The organism is Streptomyces sp. NPDC047706 (assembly GCF_043204795.1).
GTDB lineage: Bacteria > Actinomycetota > Actinomycetes > Streptomycetales > Streptomycetaceae > Streptomyces.
This window is the reverse complement of the sequence record NZ_JBIDCW010000005.1, coordinates 317,106-334,199: the sequence shown is the minus strand read 5'-3', so window position 1 is coordinate 334,199 and position 17,094 is coordinate 317,106. Positions and strand designations below refer to the sequence as shown.

Genomic DNA, 17,094 nt, shown 5'->3' with positions numbered 1-17,094 from the left:
GACACTGCCCGCGTCCGTCTTCAACGCCGCGCAGTCCAGCTCCAACTGCGCCAGATCACCGGTGAACTGAGGAATCTGCTCCGGCTTGATCACGCTCAACCGCCCCCGCTCGTCCGCGCGACATCGGATCAACTCTCAACAGGATCCGATCATCATATAAAAGAGGCGTTCGATACCTGACGGGGCAAGAGGTTTGTTACCAGAGTGGGAAGTTGTGGCGCCCGCGGGTGCGCGGGCCGCCGAAGCTCGCGGGTGGTCCGGGAGTTGGGTCATCGTGCAGCAGGATGCCTCCCAGGAGCGCCCCGCCCACGCCGGTGGAGTACGGGGTCGCTTCCGGGGTGGGGGTGCCGTGTGTTCGGACGTCCTGCTCGGCCAGGTGCAGGGCGGTGCGGGCGAGGGTGTCGGCCGTGAGGGGCTCCTCAGCCAGGAGCCGCCGCGCGGCCGCCAGGCGTGTGCGGGCCTCGGCGCCCACCGCACCCCGGTGCGTCGCGACGAAGTCGGCCGCCCCGGCCGTCGTGCTCCGGGCGACCATCTCACCGGCCACCAGGAGCACCCCGGGCTGTGCCGCCGTGACCGGCGCGACGGCCCGCACGATGCGGCGCAGGGCGTCGAGAGGGTCGTACGGCCCGCCGGTCAGCGTTTCGCGTACGGCGGCCAGTACGGCGTCGGCGTGCATGACACGTGACTTCAGTTCGCCGGCCGGGACCCGGGCCCCTGGCCCCTCCGCCCCGCCCCCCGGCTCCGCCAGCCGCCGTCGTGCCCCGGCGATCTCCACCTCCGCCCCCGTGAGGGCCGCTCCTGTCAGCTTTCCGGCGGTCGACAGTTCTCCGGCGAGACGTTCGACGGCCGTCTCGAAGATCGCCGCCTGTGCGATCGCGCCCTCGGCCGCGCGCAGGTGGGCCGCGGCACGCTCGGGTTCGTTCCCATCGGCGGCCTGACGGGCCTGGTCGAGGTGGACGGTGGTGAACACCATGCGGTCCTTGGCCTGCTCGACGAAGCCGACGACCGGGGCGTACGCCGTGGCCGCGTACCGCCTGCCGAGTTCCGCCAGCGTCGACCCGGCGGTGGACGTCCGGCCGGCCACCTCACGGAACCGGTTCTCCGCCGCCTCCAGCGCCGCCCCGAAGCCCCGCTCCAGGCCGCGTACCGCGTCGAAGCCCGCCGCCTCCGCGTCCAGCCGCCGCCCGGCCTCCGCGCACCGCCCGACGATCCCGGCGAGGGCCTGCCGCCGGGCCGACGCCTCGGACGGGACGCCGTCGTCGTAGCGCTGCCGCATCGCGAACGCGGCCGAGAGCTCCCACTCCGCCTCCCGTAACGCCCGCGCGAACGGCTCCATGGCCTCCGGGGCGGAGGTGGCCGCGGCGGAGTCGAGTTCCTCGCGGCTGGTGCGTACGCAGTCGTCGGCCTCGACCAGCGACGCCTGTGCCCGCCCGTCGAGTTGGATCACAGGGTGGGTGAGAGCGGGTGCCGTGGCGGACGCCGGGCCGCCCGGGGTGGTGCGGGTGCGGATGCGCCGGGTCCGGCGGACGTAGGCGTACGTGGCCACCGCCGCCGCCGCGAGCAGGGCGGCGAGCGGGAGCACGAGGTCGGCGGTGGAGGTCTCCTGCACCTTCTGCTGCGGGGCGCGCGGGGCGAGCGCGCCCTGGCGGTCGCTGCTCGGCGAGGCGGTCAGCTCGGGCCAGACCAGCCACAGGATCGCGATCACTCCGCCGAGCAGCGCGTGCGCGACCTGCGCGGATATGTGCGAGGTCGTGTGCCGGGGCCGGCGGCGGATCGAGGAGGGCGTCACATTTCGGAGCGTATGAGCAGGAATGCAGCTCCGCGAGTGGTGTGCGCCCCTTGTGTGGACCGATGTGTGGACCGGCGTGTGGACCGGCAGCCGCGCGGGCAGCCGGCCCTCGGGCCCGAGGGTGCGGCGGCCCGCAGGGATGCGTCGCCGCCGTCACCCGTTCGCGTGAGCGCGCGGGGTCGTCCGCACCCCTGGTGTCACCGATTCGTCGGGGAGTCGTCATGTGCGCTTTGCCCGTAGGGGTGCTCCCGTTAGTTGTGGAGTGGCTGCGGGCGGCCTACGTTCCACGGCACTTCCCCCAATCCCTGTGAGGGTCACCGATCCATGCGAGCTCTACTCACCAGCAAGGTCGCCCGGCGTGCTCTGCGGCCCGTCACCGCACTCATCGACCAGCGCATCCAGCGTGAGGTCCGGCGGGTCGTCGGAAACACCTCCTACGACGCCGTGCAGCAGGAGCTGAAGAAGGTCCGCAACCGTCAGCGGCCCCTGGAGCTGTTCTTCGACGGGACCGGGCGCGGGGCTTCGCGGCTGCCGTCGACGCCTCATCTGAACCGGACGATCGGGGAACTGACCCATGTCACCGGGAACGGGGAGGGCGCGGAGCGGGCCGTCGCGCAGGCGTTCCGGCTGCTCATCGCGATGGAGGCGCTGGGCGTCGGCCGTATAGCCGGGGGCACGATGAACATCTGCGGCAAACTCTCCGCCGTACCGCTGCTGGACCCGCCGAACGACGAGATCCTGGAGATAGGCACGCTGTACGGCATGTTCGGCGCGGCCCTGATCCGGATGATGGAGCGCGAGGGCCGGGATCCGCGGCTGACGATCGTCGACCCGCTGGCCGGTCAGCAGCTCCAGCCGGGCACCAGCATCGGCGGGGACGTGACGGGCACGCCGGTGCGGGAGGCCGCCGTGCGCAGCAATCTGGCGCTGGTGGGCGCGGCCGGTGCCGCGACCCGGATCCAGCAGGGCTTCTCCGAGGATCCCGAGGTGCGCGCCGCCGTCTCCGACCGCTCCTACGGCGTGGTGATCGTCGACGGCGACCACTCCGCCGAGGGCGTGGCCAAGGACCTGGAGTGGGCCGAACAGATCGTCGCGCCCGGCGGGATCGTCGTGCTGGACGACTTCGGGCACCCGAAGTGGCCGGGCATCAAGGAGGCCTTCGAGAAGCACATGACCACCGACACCCGGTTCACCTTCCTCGGGCAGGTCGCGCACTCGGGCTATCTGCGGGCCTCAGCCGGCTGACGACGCGGGCCGTCGGCGGATCTTGTCGCCCAGCCAGACCAGCGGGTCGTACTTGCGGTCGACGGCCCGCTCCTTCAGCGGGATCAGGGCGTTGTCGGTGATCTTGATGCCTTCGGGGCAGACCTCCGTGCAGCACTTGGTGATGTTGCAGTAGCCGAGTCCGTGTTCGTCCTGGGCGGTGCGTCTGCGGTCCAGGCCGGACTCGGCCGCCGCGTCCAGGGGGTGCATGTCCAGTTCCGCGACCCGCATCAGGAAGCGCGGGCCCGCGAACGCGGGCTTGTTCTCCTCGTGGTCGCGGACCACATGGCAGGTGTCCTGGCACAGGAAGCACTCGATGCACTTGCGGAACTCCTGCGACCGGTCCACGTCCTGCTGCATCATGCGGTACTCGCCCGGCCCGAGCCCGGCCGGCGGGACGAAGGACGGGACCTCCCGCGCCTTTTCGTAGTTGAAGCCGACGTCCGTGACGAGATCCCGTACGACCGGGAAGGCGCGCAGCGGAGTGACGGTGATCGTCTCCTCGCGGCCGAACACCGACATCCGTGTCATGCACAGCAGCCGGGGACGCCCGTTGATCTCGGCGGAGCACGAACCGCACTTGCCCGCCTTGCAGTTCCAGCGCACGGCCAGGTCGGGGGCCTGGGTGGCCTGGAGGCGGTGGATGATGTCCAGCACCACCTCGCCGTCGTTGACCTCGACCCGGAAGTCCTCCAGGCCACCGCCGTCCGTGTCCCCGCGCCACACCTTGAAGCGGGCCTCATAGCTGCTCACTCGTACAGCTCCTCTTCGGCGAGGTACTTGACCAGCTCCTCCTTGTCGAAGAGGGCGAGCAGGTCGGGACGGATGGGTTCGGTGTTCTCACGGGTGAGGGCGATCTGGCCCCGGTCGGGGTCGGTGGCCGCCAGGCCGCCCGTGGGGTCGGTGAGCCGGCAGAGCAGGTTCACCCGGCGCCACCTGCGGTCCATCGAAGGGTGGTCCTCGCGGGTGTGTCCGCCGCGCGACTCGTTCCGCTCCAGCGCGGCCCGCGCCACGCACTCGCTGACCAGCAGCATGTTCCGCAGGTCCAGGGCGAGATGCCAGCCCGGGTTGAACTGGCGGTGGCCCTCGACGCCCGCGCGCCGGGCCCGTACCCGCAGCTCGGCCAGCTTCTCCAGGGCCTGCTTCATCTCCGTCTCGCGGCGGATGATGCCGACCAGGTCGTTCATCGTCTGCTGGAGTTCCTGGTGCAGGGTGTACGGGTTCTCCGGCGGGCCCCCGGCCGGCTCCTCGGTCTCGGCCTCGGCGGAGAAGGGGCGCAGCGCCTCCGCGGCCGCCGAGGACACCTCGGCGTCGTCCACCCGGGGGAGGTCCGCCGCGGTCCCGGCCGCGTACTCGGCCGCGTGCAGTCCCGCCCGGCGCCCGAACACCAGCAGGTCGGACAGCGAGTTGCCGCCGAGCCGGTTCGAGCCGTGCATGCCGCCGGCCACCTCCCCGGCCGCGTAGAGCCCCGGCACGCCGCGCGCCGCGGCCGAGTCGGAGTCGACGGCGATGCCGCCCATCACGTAGTGGCAGGTGGGGCCGACCTCCATCGCCTCGGCCGTGATGTCGACGTCGGCGAGCTCCTTGAACTGGTGGTACATCGACGGCAGCCGGCGCTTGATCACCTCGGCGGGCATCCGCGTCGACACGTCCAGGAAGACACCGCCGTGCGGGGAGCCGCGGCCCTCCTTGACCTCGGCGTTGATGGCCCGGGCGACCTCGTCGCGGGGGAGGAGCTCCGGGGGGCGCCGGTTGTTGTCCGGGTCCTCGTACCAGCGGTCGGCCTCGTCCTCCGTCTCGGCGTACTTCTCCTTGAAGACGTCGGGGACGTAGTCGAACATGAACCGCTTGCCGTCGGAGTTGCGCAGCACGCCGCCGTCGCCGCGGACGGACTCCGTGACGAGGATGCCCTTCACCGAGGGCGGCCAGACCATCCCGGTCGGGTGGAACTGCACGAACTCCATGTTCAGCAGCGGCGCGCCCGCCAGCAGTGCCAGCGCATGGCCGTCGCCGGTGTACTCCCACGAGTTCGACGTGACCTTGAAGGACTTGCCGATGCCACCGGTGGCGATCACCACGGCGGGGGCCTGGAGGACGAAGAAGCGGCCCGACTCACGCTCGTAGGCGAAGACCCCGCTCACCCGGGTGCCGTCCTTCAGGACGCGGGTGACCGTGCACTCCTGGAAGACCTTCAGGCGGGACTCGTAGTCGCCGGTCTCGCGGTGGTCCTCCTGCTGCAGGGAGACGATCTTCTGCTGGAGGGTGCGGATCAGCTCCAGGCCGGTGCGGTCGCCCACGTGGGCGAGGCGCGGGTACTCGTGGCCGCCGAAGTTGCGCTGGGAGATCCGGCCGTCCTTCGTACGGTCGAAGAGGGCGCCCCAGGTCTCCAGCTCCCACACCCGCTCCGGGGCCTCCTGGGCGTGCAGCTCGGCCATCCGCCACTGGTTGAGGAACTTGCCGCCGCGCAGCGTGTCCCGGAAGTGCGTCTGCCAGGTGTCGTGCGGGTTGGCGTTGGCCATCGCGGCGGCGATGCCGCCCTCGGCCATCACCGTGTGCGCCTTGCCGAACAGCGACTTGCAGATCACGGCCGTGCGGGCGCCGCGCTCGCGCGCCTCGATGGCGGCGCGCAGTCCGGCGCCACCCGCGCCGACCACGACGACGTCCCACTCCTGTCGCTCGACCACGGACATCAGAAGGCCCCACTCATCTAGAAGAAGCGCGGATCGTCGAAGACCCCGGACGCGACGAGATAGACGTAGAAGTCGGCGAGCGCCACGCTCACCAACGACGCCCAGGCGAGCAGCATGTGACGGGCGTTCAGCGTCCCGACCCACTGCCACATGCGATAGCGCACCGGGTGCTTGGAGAAGTGCTTGAGCTTGCCGCCGACGATGTGCCGGCAGGAGTGGCAGGAGATCGTGTACGCCCAGATCAGCACGATGTTCACGAGGAACACCAGCGTGCCCAGGCCCATGTGGCCCCACGCGTAGTTCTCGTCGCGGAAGGCGAGCACGGTGTCGTACGTCAGGATGCCGGCGACGAGGATCGCGGCGTAGAAGAAGTACCGGTGGATGTTCTGCAGGACCAGCGGGAAGCGGGTCTCACCGGTGTACTTCCTGTGCGGCTCGGCCACCGCGCAGGCCGGAGGGGACGCCCAGAAGCCCCGGTAGTAGGCCTTGCGGTAGTAGTAGCAGGTCAGCCGGAAGCCGAGCGGGAAGATCAGGATGATGATCGCGGGGGAGATGCCCCACCAGCCGCCGAACAGCTCCCAGTTGGGTCCCCCCTTCATCGGCTCGCAGTTCTCCGCCAGGCAGGGGGAGTAGAACGGCGAGACGTACGGGGCCGCGTAGTAGTCGGCGTTCGCGAAGGCCCGCCAGGTCGAGTACACGATGAAGGCGAGCAGGCCGGCGGCGGTGGCGGCCGGTGCCAGCCACCAGCGGTCGGTCCGCAGGTGCGGGGCTCCGATCGCGGCGCGGGCACCCGACCGGACGCCGCCGCCGGGGGGATGGGGATCTGTGGTTGTGGGTTCCGTACCAGTGGCCAAGGTGTGACTCCGGTCGGTCGGGACTCGGGCCGGTCAGGGTGCGCGTCGGTCGCGGGCGCCGAGTCCCTCGTCGTCCGTGTCGACCCACAGGCTGTTGTCGTACGGGGTGTCGGGGATGGTGACGAGCTCCGGGCGCCGCTGCGCGGCCGGAGAGGTCGCCGCCTCGCGGAGCAGCGCGACACTCTCGCGCAGGTGTTCGCAGTCGGTGCGGACGCGGCGGATGTCGAGCCCGCCGGCGCCGAGCTGCTGCTCCAGGCGGCCCAGCGACCGGGACAGGTCGTCCAGGCAGCGCTGCACCGATGTCAGTTCGTCGTGCACGGACATGACGTGACCTCACTTCCGTCGGCACGGAGGCCGTGGGTGGCAACGGTCATGCGCCTGCGAGTGTTGCGCGTCACACCTGTCGCTGGGAAGGGACGTGCACCGATTGGCCGAGGCGTGCTGGTGCATCCCGTGGTGTGTTGCGCCGCACGGGTGGGCTTCCCGGCCGTGGTCGCCGTGTCGCCCGGTGTTGCCGAACCCTTTCCTCTTCAGTGGCCGTACTAAGCCGAAAACATCTGATCAGCTCCATATACCACCAAAAGTGATCGTAACCCCCGCGGCTCCCGGAGGTAAGCAGAGATGTCCCACGACGGCGTCACACTGCGCGCGGTGATGCGCTCGGTCGCCTTGCTCACCGCGGGCGTCCTCGCGGTGCCCGCACTGGCCGGGTGCGGCTCGGACGACGAGGCCGGCAAGCCGCTGGCCGGACAGGACATCGCGCCGGCCGGCCGTGCACAGGTCGCCGACGGTGGCACCCTGGTCTGGGCGGTGGACGCCGTGCCGGAGACGCTGAACACGTTCCAGGCCGACGCCGACGCGGCCACGGCGACGGTCGCGCAGGCCGTGCTGCCTTCGCTGTTCCGGCTGAACGAGAGCGGGCGGCCGGTGATCAACCCCGACTACCTGGAGTCGGCGGAGGTCGTCGAGACCGAGCCCCGGCAGGTGGTCCTCTACAAGCTCAACCAGCAGGCCGTCTGGAGCGACGGCCGGGAGCTGGGAGCGGCCGACTTCGCCGCCCAGTGGCGTGCCCTGTCCGGGAAGGACAGCGCCTACTGGACCGCGCGCAACGACGGATACGACCGGATCGAACGGATCGAACGGGGCGGCAGCAACCTGGAGGTCAAGGTCACCTTCAGCCGGCCGTACGCCGACTGGAGATCGCTGTTCTCGCCGCTGTACCCGAAGGAGATCATGGGTACGCCCGACTCCTTCAACGACGGGGCCCGCACGAAGCTCAAGGTCACCGCCGGGCCGTTCACGCTGGAGAAGGTCGACAAGAAGAAGAACGAGGTCGTCCTCGTCCGCAGTGCCCGCTGGTGGGGGGAGCCGGCCAAGCTGGCCAAGATCGTGCTGCGCGCCGTACCACTGGAGGAGCGGGCCGAGGCCCTGGCCGCCGGCACCGTGGACCTGGCCGGCATCGACGCCGCCACCGCCCGGCTCATCGACCTCGCCGGGCAGCCGAAGAGCACCTCGACACCGGGGACCGGGGCGGCGGTGCCGGCGGACCGGCAGGCGCTGGCCCGCTACGAGGTCCGCAAGTCACTGGAACCGGCCTACACCCAGCTCGCCCTCAACGGCGCCGGCGGCCCACTCGCCGACGAACGGGTCCGCCGCGCCGTGGCCCGCGCACTGGACCGCAAGGAGCTGGCGGAGGTCGTCCTCGAACCGCTGGGCCTGCCCGCGCAGCCGGTCGGCAGCCACCTCGCGCTGTCCGGGCAGGAGGCCTACGCCGACAACAGCGGGGCCCTCGGGGGCCAGGACACCAAGGAGGCGCAGGCGCTGCTCGCCGACGCGGGGTGGGTGCGCGGCGGACCGCTGAAGGAGCAGAAGAAGGAGAAGGCGGCGGGGCCGGAGGGGAAGTCGGCGTCGCCGGAGAGCGGGGAGCCCGCGGGGGAGGACGACGGGACGTACATCGTGGGGGAGGACGGGAAGGCGGGGGAGGACTCCGAGGGGCGTGACCACCGGGACCCCGGGGAGGGCGCCGGGCAGGACCGCGCGCAGGAGGGGCGGGACCACGAGGAGGACCCGCGCAACCTCGCGCAGGACGGCAAGCAGCACGTCCAGCAGGGCGGCGGGGCACAGGGGGCCTACGCGCCCAAGGGCACCGCGGCTCCGGGCGCCGCGGCCGGGCCGCTCGCCAAGGACGGCAAGCCGCTCACGCTGCGCTTCGTGCTTCCGTCCGGGCCGGGGTCCGGCACGCTGCACCGGGTCGCCGACCGGATCTCGCGGATGCTCCAGCGGGTCGGGATCACCACGGAGACCAAGAAGGTCTCCGAGGAGAGCTACTTCAAGGACCACATCGCCAACGGCGAGTACGACCTCGCGCTGTACTCCTGGCCCGCCTCGGCGTTCCCCGCGACCGACGCCCGGCCCATCTACGCAAAGCCGGTACCGGCCGCCGACGGCTCCCTGAGCATCGAGCAGAACTACACGCGGGTCGGCACGGACCAGGTCGACCAGCTCTTCGACCAGGCCGTGGGCACGCTGGACGCGGAGGAGTCCCGCGACCTCGTCCGCAAGGCCGACTCCCGCATCTGGGCCGCGGCCGGCTCCATCCCCCTCTACCAGCGGCCCCAGCTCACCGCGGCCCGCAAGAACCTCGCCAACATCGGCTCCTTCGGCTTCGAGACACCGGTGTACCAGGACATGGGCTTTTTGAAGAAGCCGAAGAAGTCGGCGAAGCCCACGACCGAGGGCTGAGCGGGCCTTCGGCCCCGCACGGCCCCGGAGCGCCCTTGGCGGGCCGCTCCGGGGCCGTCGGCGTGGGTGGGGCGTGGGCAGGGGCGCGGGGTGGCGGGCGGCCGCTCGGACGTCCCTCGGGCGTCCCTCGGGCGGCGGTTCGCGGCTGTGCGGCCGGCCCGTTCGCGGGGCGCGGTTCTTCGAGGCCGGCGGCCCCCCGGCAAGGCTCTCACCTGCACCGACGTATCCCCGCAAGCCCCACTCGCCGCGGCCCCGTACCATGGGGTGAGGCCGTGGCGTGTCAAGCCCGGCAGGGCGCGCGTAACACAGTCCTACGCGCAGCCGTCCTCACCATCCCGGGAGTACGCCGCAATATGGCCGTGTCCGCAACACGTCACGACATCCGCAACGTCGCCATCGTCGCCCACGTCGACCACGGCAAGACGACCATCGTCGACGCCATGCTCAAGCAGGCCGGTGCCTTCGCCGCGCACCAGCTCGACTCCGTCGACGACCGCATGATGGACTCGAACGACCTGGAGCGTGAGAAGGGCATCACGATCCTCGCCAAGAACACCGCGGTGAAGTACCACCCGAAGGACGGCGGGGACCCGATCACGATCAACATCATCGACACCCCCGGCCACGCCGACTTCGGCGGCGAGGTCGAGCGCGGCCTGTCCATGGTCGACGGTGTCGTGCTGCTCGTCGACGCCTCCGAGGGCCCGCTGCCGCAGACCCGCTTCGTGCTGCGCAAGGCGCTCCAGGCCCGGCTCCCCGTCATCCTGTGCATCAACAAGACGGACCGGCCCGACGCCCGCATCGACGAGGTCGTCAACGAGACCTACGACCTCTTCCTCGACCTGGACGCGGACGAGGAGCAGATCGAGTTCCCGATCGTCTACGCCTGCGGCCGTGACGGCATCGCCTCGCTGACCAAGCCGGACAACGGCACGGTCCCGGCCGACTCCACCAGCCTCCAGCCGTTCTTCTCCGCGATCCTGGAGCACATTCCGGCGCCCACGTACGACGAGGCCGCCCCGCTCCAGGCCCACGTCACCAACCTGGACGCCGACAACTTCCTCGGCCGTATCGCGCTGCTGCGTGTCGAGCAGGGCGAGCTGCGCAAGGGGCAGACGGTCGCGTGGATGAGGCGCGACGGGTCGGTCAGCAACGTCCGCATCTCCGAGCTGATGATGACCGAGGCGCTCACCCGCAAGCCGGCCGAGAAGGCCGGCCCCGGTGACATCTGTGCCGTCGCCGGTATCCCGGACATCATGATCGGCGAGACCCTGGCCGACCCGGAGAACCCGGTCGCGCTGCCCCTGATCACGGTCGACGAGCCCGCGATCTCCATGGTCATCGGCACCAACACCTCCCCGCTGGTCGGCCGTGGCGCCACCGGCAAGGGCGCCGACAACAAGGCGGCCGTCAAGGACCGCAAGGTCACCGCACGCCAGGTGAAGGACCGCCTGGACCGTGAGCTGATCGGCAACGTCAGCCTCCGGGTGCTGGACACCGACCGGCCGGACGCCTGGGAGGTGCAGGGCCGTGGTGAGCTGGCGCTGGCCATCCTGGTCGAGACGATGCGCCGGGAGGGCTTCGAGCTGACCATCGGCAAGCCCCAGGTCGTCACCAAGGAGGTCGACGGCAAGGTCCACGAGCCGGTCGAGCGCATGACGATCGACGTGCCCGAGGAGCACATGGGTGCCGTCACCCAGCTCATGGGCGTCCGCAAGGGCCGGATGGACAACATGTCCAACCACGGTTCGGGCTGGGTCCGTATGGAGTTCGTGGTCCCGTCCCGCGGTCTGATCGGTTTCCGGACGGAGTTCCTGACCCAGACCCGGGGCACGGGCATCGGGCACTCCATCCACGAGGGCTTCGAGCCGTGGTTCGGCGCCCTGCAGACCCGTAACAACGGCTCGCTCGTCGCGGACCGCTCCGGTGCCGTCACCGCGTTCGCGATGACGAATCTCCAGGAGCGCGGCGTGCTCTTCGTGGAGCCGGGCACCGAGGTGTACGAGGGCATGATCGTCGGCGAGAACTCCCGCTCCGACGACATGGACGTCAACATCACCAAGGAGAAGAAGCTCACCAACATGCGGTCTTCCACGGCCGATGTGACCGAGTCGATCGTCCCGCCGCGCAAGCTGTCGCTGGAGCAGTCCCTGGAGTTCTGCCGCGACGACGAGTGTGTCGAGGTGACTCCGGAGGCCGTTCGCATCCGCAAGGTCAACCTGGACGCGCGTGAGCGCGCCCGCGCCGCGAGCCGCGCCAAGCACGGCTGACGGCCTCCAGGGCCCTCCAAGGACCCGGCTCTCCTCCCTGACGGAGGAGAGCCGGGTCCTTGTGTTGGGCACATTCAGGAGCCCGTCAGCAGGTCTTGAAGCGCTGTTCGCATATCGGTGCTTCGGCGATCAAGTTTCGGACATGTAAACAAAAATCCCTCCCACTATGCCCGATTCGCCGGGTTGCCGTCTCACCTGTCAAGCGCGCGCAGGTGTCAATCTTTGCAATTTTTGCTCAAAAAATGGACGGTAGGGAGATCCCTGTGCCTTCCGCCCTTGACGCGCGTTGATGCACTTGGCGAAAGTTCCCCCAAACCACAGAACCTGCCGGTATCTGTGCTGCGCTCAACTCTCCAACCCCCCGGGGGAAGAACAACATGACCAGTCCAACCAAGGCCGAGGGCTCCGGGTCCGCGGTCGCCTTGGACCCAGAGCTCGAGGCGACGTCGGAAGTCGCCACGGGAGCGAAGACGCTTGAGGGTCGTTCCCCCGGGCAGTTGATGTGGCAGCGCTTCAAGCGTGACCGTACAGGGATGGTCTGCGCCGGCGTAGTGATTTTCTTCTTCGTCGTCGCGCTCGCGGCGCCGCTGCTGACGTCGATCAGCGGCACCGACCCGTACACGCTGTACGGCCAGGACCCCACCTATGCGGACCGGCCCGTGCTGGACGACTTCGGGCTGCCGCTCGGCTGGTTCGGGGGTGTCTCGGCCGACCACTGGTTCGGCGTCGAGCCGCAGTACGGGCGTGACCTGTTCGCCATGCTCGTGTACGGCATGCGCACCTCGCTGTTCATGGCGCTGGGCGTCTCGGTGCTGCTGACGGTCACCGGTGTGGTCATCGGCCTGGTCGGTGGCTACTTCGCGGGTCGCACCGACTACTGGCTCGGCCGGATCACGGACTTCTTCCTGTCCTTCCCCGCGCAGCTCTTCTTCATCGCCTTCATGCCCGTGGTGACCTCCTTCTTCGTGGACCCGCGGGACGAGACGCCCACGTACTTCCGGGCGCTGGCGATCTTGATCGTGCTGTGGATCCTCGGCTGGATGGGAATGTCCCGACTCGTGCGCTCCGTCGTCCTGGCGCTGCGCGAGCGGGAGTTCATCGAGGCCGCCAAGGTCTCCGGGGCCTCGCCGGGCCGGATCATCCGCAAGGAGGTCCTGCCGAACATCGTCACGCCGGTGCTGGTGCAGTTCACGTACCAGCTGCCCAGCACGATCCTCACCATCGCCTTCCTCTCCTTCGCGGGCGTCGGCTTCGTCGAGCCCACCCCGGACTGGGGGCGTCTGTTCGCCGCCGGCGCGAACTACACCCAGCAGGACCCCGCGTTCATCTTCTTCCCGGGTGTGGCGCTGGTGATCTTCATCCTGTGCTTCAACCTCCTCGGAGACTCGGTACGGGATGCCTTCGACCCCAAGTCCGGGCGCTGAGCCGTCCATTGGTGGGGGGTGGCTGCCGCCCCCGCGTCGGCCTACCAGCCGCGTCAGGCAGTACTCATGGATAACAACCGACAGGTAGGTGCATACACCGCTATGAAGTCGTTCACCTCACGCAGAGGGCGCGCCATTCTGGTCGCCATCGCGGCTGGTTCCCTCGCGCTCACCGGCTGCTCGGAGAACACCGGCAGCAACTCCGGCGGGAACAAGGGCGAGAGTCAGGACAAGGCCAAGGAGCAGTCCGAGGGCGTTGCCTACCTGGACGCCAAGGCCTCGACCGGTCCGGCCGAGGAGGTCCCCGGGGCCAAGCCCGGCGGCACCATCACGGTCTTCCAGGAGTCCGCTCTCTCCCACATGGACCCGGGCCAGATCTACGTCTCGGACGCCGGCCAGTTCGCCAACCTGGTCTTCCGTGGACTGACCAACTTCGAGGAGGACGGCAAGGGCGGCGTCTCGGTCGTGGGTGACCTCGCGACCGACTCCGGCAAGCCGTCCAACGACAACAAGACCTGGACGTTCACGCTCAAGGACGGCATCAAGGACGAGAACGGCAAGGAGATAACCTCCGCCGACGTCCGCCACACCGTCGAGCGCCTGTACGCGGAGTTCATCTTCGACGGCCCGACCTACCTCCAGACCTGGCTTAGCGGCCCGGACTACCGCAAGGCCCTGCCCGACGGCGGCTTCGGCAAGAAGCACCTGCCGGACTCGGTCCTGGAGACTCCGGACGACAAGACGATCGTCTTCCACTTCGACACTCCGCGTCCCGACCTGCCGATGACGCTGGCGATGCCGGGCTACTCCGTCGTTCCGGAGGAGTCCGACACGAAGGAGAGGTACGACACGGCTCCGGTCGCCCTCGGCCCGTACAAGATCGCGGAGTTCAAGGCGGGCAAGACCCTCAAGCTCGTCAAGAACGAGAACTGGGACCCGAAGACGGACTCGGTGCGCCACCAGTACGTGGACGGCTTCAACTTCGAGTTCGGCATCACCGAGTCGTCGCAGACCAAGCGTCTGATCTCCGACCAGGGTGACGCCAAGAACGCCGTCCAGTTCACCGGCGGTGTCGACGCCACCCAGATCCAGGACGTCATCGGCGACCCGGCCGTGAACAAGCGCACCATCAAGGGCTACCAGCCCTACGTGATGCAGTTGACGTTCAACTTGGACCGCGTCAAGAACAAGGCCGTCCGTGACGCCGCCACCTACGCGGTGAACTCCAAGTCGCTCATCGCCGGTGAGGGCGGCGCGTACGGTGGTGACGTCGCCCCGAACCTGTTCGCCCCGACCCTGCCGGGTTACGACGCGAAGTACGACCCCTACGGCCGTCTGAAGACGCCGGCGGGCAACATCGAGAAGGCCAAGGAACTGCTTGCGGACGTTCCGGCCGCCGAGAAGAAGCTCGTCTTCGCCTACGCCAACTCCGAGGCGGGCCAGAAGCGCAAGGTCGCCATCGAGGACGCGCTCGGCAAGGTCGGCTTCGACGTGGTCTCCAAGGAGATCGACGCCGCCAGCTACTACGAGCAGATCGGCAAGCTCAAGAACCCGTACGACATCTACATCACCGGCTGGGGCCAGGACTGGCCGTCCGCCGCGACGGTCGTGACCCCGATCTACGACGGTGACCAGGTCGCCGACGGTGCGTCGAACTACTCGCACATCGACGACCCGAAGGTCCAGGAGCTGATCAAGAAGGCTCTGACCGAGCAGCCCGAGCAGGCCGCCAAGACCTGGGAAGAGGCCCACAAGTACATCCTGGAGGAGGTCAACCCGGCCGCTCCGCTGTGGTACACCAAGCAGTTCCAGCTCTACGGCTCGAACATCGGCGGTGCTCGCTACAGCACTGAGTCCAGCTACATGGACGTCACCCGACTGTTCCTGAAGTCGTAGCTCTCTACGGCTGTTCGCGGGGGCGCGCACCAGGCGGAGCGCGTCCCCGCGGTTCCGTGAACCCGTCCACCGTCTCCGCAGAGAGCAGCCCCCCGCCATGCTTCAGTTCATCCTCCGGCGCTCGGTCGGTGCCCTCGTCACTTTGTTCCTGATCGGCGCCGCAACCTTCTTCCTCTTCGTCGCCGCGCCCTCCGACTACGCCTCCCTGGCGTGTGGCAAGGACTGCTCGCCCGCGCGACTGGAGGACATCCGGCACGCCCTCGGCCTCGACCAGCCGCTTGCCGCGCAGTTCTGGGAGTTCATGTCCGGCATCGTGGCCGGGCGCGACTTCCCGCAGGGTGACTGCCCCGCCCCGTGCCTGGGCCGGTCGTTCTTCTACAACGACAACGTCACCTCGATCATCATGGACCGCTTCCCGCTGACCCTCTCCCTGACGGTCGGCGCCCTGGTCGTCTTCCTCATCCTCGGCATCGGCGCGGGTATGCTGGCCGCCTACCGGCGCGGCTCCATGATCGACAAGGCCGCCACCGGCGCGTCCATGGTCCTCAGCTCGTTCCAGATCTACTTCCTCGGTCCGATCGTGCTGCTGATCTTCGTGTACAGCACCGGCTGGGTGGAGAACCCCAAGTACGTCCCGTTCACCGAAGACCCGTTCGGCTGGCTCGCCGGTCTGTGGATCCCCATGGCCGTCATGGCGACGATCTTCACCGGCCAGTACACCCGTATGGCGCGCTCCTCGATGATCGAGCAGCTCCAGGAGGAGCATGTGCGCACCGCCCGCGCCAAGGGCATGGGCAAGAAGTACGTGTTCTTCCGTTACGCCTGGCGCGGTTCGCTCATTCCGATCGTGACCATCCTCGGCATCGACCTGAGCGCCCTGCTCGGCGGCGGTGTCGTCACCGAGATCACCTTCGACCTCCAGGGGATCGGCCGCCTCGCCGTGGCCGGAGCGGTCACCAAGGACCTGCCGCTGACGATGGGTGTCATGCTGGTCGGAGCCTTCTTCATCCTGCTCCTGAACATCCTCGTCGACATCGCGTACGCCTGGATCGATCCGCGCGTCCGGCTCTCCTAGGAAGAACGAACCACCGTGACCACAGTGACCAAAACCGAGGACGTCCCGGCCCAGACCGGGCCCGAGAGCTTCCTCTCGGTCCGTGACCTGCGGGTGCAGTTCTCCACCGAGGACGGCATCGTCAAGGCGGTCGACGGGCTCTCCTTCGATGTCGAGCGGGGTAAGACCCTGGGCATCGTCGGCGAGTCGGGTTCCGGCAAGTCCGTCACCAACCTGACCATCCTGGGCCTGCACAACCCGCGGACCACCACCATCGACGGCGAGATCGTCCTGGACGGCCAGGAACTCGTCACCGCCAAGGAGAAGGAGCTGGAGAAGCTCCGTGGCAACAAGATGGCGATGATCTTCCAGGACCCCCTGACGGCGCTGTCGCCGTACTACACGGTGGGACGGCAGCTCTCCGAGCCGTACATGAAGCACATGGGCGTCTCCAAGAAGGAGGCGAAGGACCGGGCCATCCAGATGCTGGAGAAGGTCGGCATCCCGCAGCCCAAGGTGCGCTTCGACGACTACCCGCACCAGTTCTCCGGCGGTATGCGCCAGCGTGCCATGATCGCCATGGCGCTGATGTGCGACCCCGACCTGCTCATAGCCGACGAGCCGACCACCGCGCTCGACGTGACCGTGCAGGCGCAGATCCTGGACCTGCTCAAGGACCTTCAGCAGGAGTTCGGCTCCGCGATCATCTTCATCACCCACGACCTCGGTGTCATCGCCAGCATGGCCGACGACCTGTTGGTGATGTACGCGGGCCGGGCCGTGGAGCGCGGCAGCGTCAAGGAGGTGCTGCGCACCCCGACGCACCCCTACACCTGGGGTCTGCTCAGCTCCATGCCGCGCCTCGACGGCGACATCGACAAGGAGCTGACGCCGATCCCGGGCAGCCCGCCGTCGCTGCTCAACCCGCCGTCCGGCTGCCCCTTCCATCCGCGCTGCGCCTACCGTGACAAGGTCTCCGGCAATCTGTGCACCGAGTCCCGGCCGCCGCTGGGCGAAGGCCGGGCCGCTGCCTGCCACCTCACGACGGAGCAGAAGCAGACCATCTTCATCGACGAGATCCAGCCCCGGCTGCGCTAGGGAGAACCGAGATC

12 protein-coding genes are annotated in these 17,094 nt (G+C 69.2%); 7 read left to right on the top strand and 5 right to left on the bottom strand.

Annotation, left to right across the window (positions count from 1 at the left end; all coding sequences use genetic code 11):
* Positions 1–196: 196 nt before the first annotated feature.
* Positions 197–1,789, bottom strand: coding sequence for a hypothetical protein (locus tag ACGF8A_RS08800; RefSeq protein ID WP_393105700.1), 1,593 nt, complete (start codon positions 1,787–1,789; stop codon positions 197–199).
* 324 nt (positions 1,790–2,113) lie between these two features.
* Between ACGF8A_RS08800 and ACGF8A_RS08795 the strand changes: the two genes are divergently transcribed.
* Positions 2,114–3,034: a class I SAM-dependent methyltransferase gene (locus ACGF8A_RS08795; protein ID WP_393105698.1), complete on the top strand. Its 921-nt coding sequence runs from the start codon at positions 2,114–2,116 to the stop codon at positions 3,032–3,034.
* Here the strand turns inward: ACGF8A_RS08795 and ACGF8A_RS08790 are convergent.
* The 4 genes from ACGF8A_RS08790 to ACGF8A_RS08775 are packed head-to-tail and all read right to left on the bottom strand — an operon-like array spanning position 3,023 to position 6,920.
* Positions 3,023–3,805 carry a succinate dehydrogenase/fumarate reductase iron-sulfur subunit gene (locus ACGF8A_RS08790; RefSeq protein WP_393105696.1) on the bottom strand — a complete coding sequence of 261 codons (783 nt, stop codon included), beginning with the start codon at positions 3,803–3,805 and terminating at the stop codon, positions 3,023–3,025. The two genes, ACGF8A_RS08795 and ACGF8A_RS08790, sit on opposite strands and share 12 nt — an antisense overlap.
* Positions 3,802–5,742 (bottom strand): fumarate reductase/succinate dehydrogenase flavoprotein subunit, encoded by a 1,941-nt coding sequence (locus ACGF8A_RS08785; RefSeq protein WP_393105694.1) that lies wholly within the window; start codon positions 5,740–5,742, stop codon positions 3,802–3,804. The genes ACGF8A_RS08790 and ACGF8A_RS08785 overlap by 4 nt, the downstream gene beginning before the upstream one ends.
* Before the next feature lie 17 nt (positions 5,743–5,759).
* Positions 5,760–6,596 (bottom strand): hypothetical protein, encoded by an 837-nt coding sequence (locus ACGF8A_RS08780; RefSeq protein WP_393105692.1) that lies wholly within the window; start codon positions 6,594–6,596, stop codon positions 5,760–5,762.
* 33 nt (positions 6,597–6,629) lie between these two features.
* A complete protein-coding gene (locus tag ACGF8A_RS08775; RefSeq protein ID WP_393105690.1) occupies positions 6,630–6,920 on the bottom strand; it encodes a hypothetical protein in 291 nt (96 codons plus the stop codon).
* A gap of 297 nt (positions 6,921–7,217) precedes the next feature.
* Between ACGF8A_RS08775 and ACGF8A_RS08770 the strand changes: the two genes are divergently transcribed.
* The 6 genes from ACGF8A_RS08770 (at position 7,218) to ACGF8A_RS08745 (ending at position 17,080) form a co-directional block, all read left to right on the top strand.
* Complete coding sequence (locus ACGF8A_RS08770) at positions 7,218–9,338, top strand: ABC transporter family substrate-binding protein (protein ID WP_393105688.1); 2,121 nt, start codon at positions 7,218–7,220, stop codon at positions 9,336–9,338.
* 353 nt (positions 9,339–9,691) lie between these two features.
* Positions 9,692–11,608: a translational GTPase TypA gene (gene typA / locus ACGF8A_RS08765; RefSeq protein ID WP_393105686.1), complete on the top strand. Its 1,917-nt coding sequence runs from the start codon at positions 9,692–9,694 to the stop codon at positions 11,606–11,608.
* 377 nt (positions 11,609–11,985) lie between these two features.
* Positions 11,986–13,032: an ABC transporter permease gene (locus ACGF8A_RS08760; protein ID WP_393105684.1), complete on the top strand. Its 1,047-nt coding sequence runs from the start codon at positions 11,986–11,988 to the stop codon at positions 13,030–13,032.
* Positions 13,033–13,134: 102 nt separating this feature from the next.
* On the top strand, positions 13,135–14,928 hold the full coding sequence (locus ACGF8A_RS08755; protein WP_393105682.1) for an ABC transporter substrate-binding protein: 1,794 nt from the start codon (positions 13,135–13,137) through the stop codon (positions 14,926–14,928).
* Positions 14,929–15,025: 97 nt separating this feature from the next.
* Positions 15,026–16,003, top strand: a complete 978-nt coding sequence (locus ACGF8A_RS08750; protein WP_393105680.1) for an ABC transporter permease — start codon at positions 15,026–15,028, stop codon at positions 16,001–16,003.
* 15 nt (positions 16,004–16,018) lie between these two features.
* Positions 16,019–17,080, top strand: a complete 1,062-nt coding sequence (locus ACGF8A_RS08745) for an ABC transporter ATP-binding protein (RefSeq protein ID WP_393105678.1) — start codon at positions 16,019–16,021, stop codon at positions 17,078–17,080.
* Positions 17,081–17,094: the final 14 nt, after the last annotated feature.

Bases quoted from the DNA above. Each gene is read 5' to 3' on its own strand.
- ACGF8A_RS08795 (WP_393105698.1), top strand. From the start codon at position 2,114: ATGCGAGCTCTACTCACCAGCAAGGTCGCCCGGCGTGCTCTGCGGCCC.
- ACGF8A_RS08785 (WP_393105694.1), bottom strand. From the start codon at position 5,742: ATGTCCGTGGTCGAGCGACAGGAGTGGGACGTCGTCGTGGTCGGCGCG.
- ACGF8A_RS08775 (WP_393105690.1), bottom strand. From the start codon at position 6,920: ATGTCCGTGCACGACGAACTGACATCGGTGCAGCGCTGCCTGGACGAC.
- ACGF8A_RS08770 (WP_393105688.1), top strand. From the start codon at position 7,218: ATGTCCCACGACGGCGTCACACTGCGCGCGGTGATGCGCTCGGTCGCC.
- typA (WP_393105686.1), top strand. From the start codon at position 9,692: ATGGCCGTGTCCGCAACACGTCACGACATCCGCAACGTCGCCATCGTC.
- ACGF8A_RS08760 (WP_393105684.1), top strand. From the start codon at position 11,986: ATGACCAGTCCAACCAAGGCCGAGGGCTCCGGGTCCGCGGTCGCCTTG.
- ACGF8A_RS08755 (WP_393105682.1), top strand. From the start codon at position 13,135: ATGAAGTCGTTCACCTCACGCAGAGGGCGCGCCATTCTGGTCGCCATC.
- ACGF8A_RS08750 (WP_393105680.1), top strand. From the start codon at position 15,026: ATGCTTCAGTTCATCCTCCGGCGCTCGGTCGGTGCCCTCGTCACTTTG.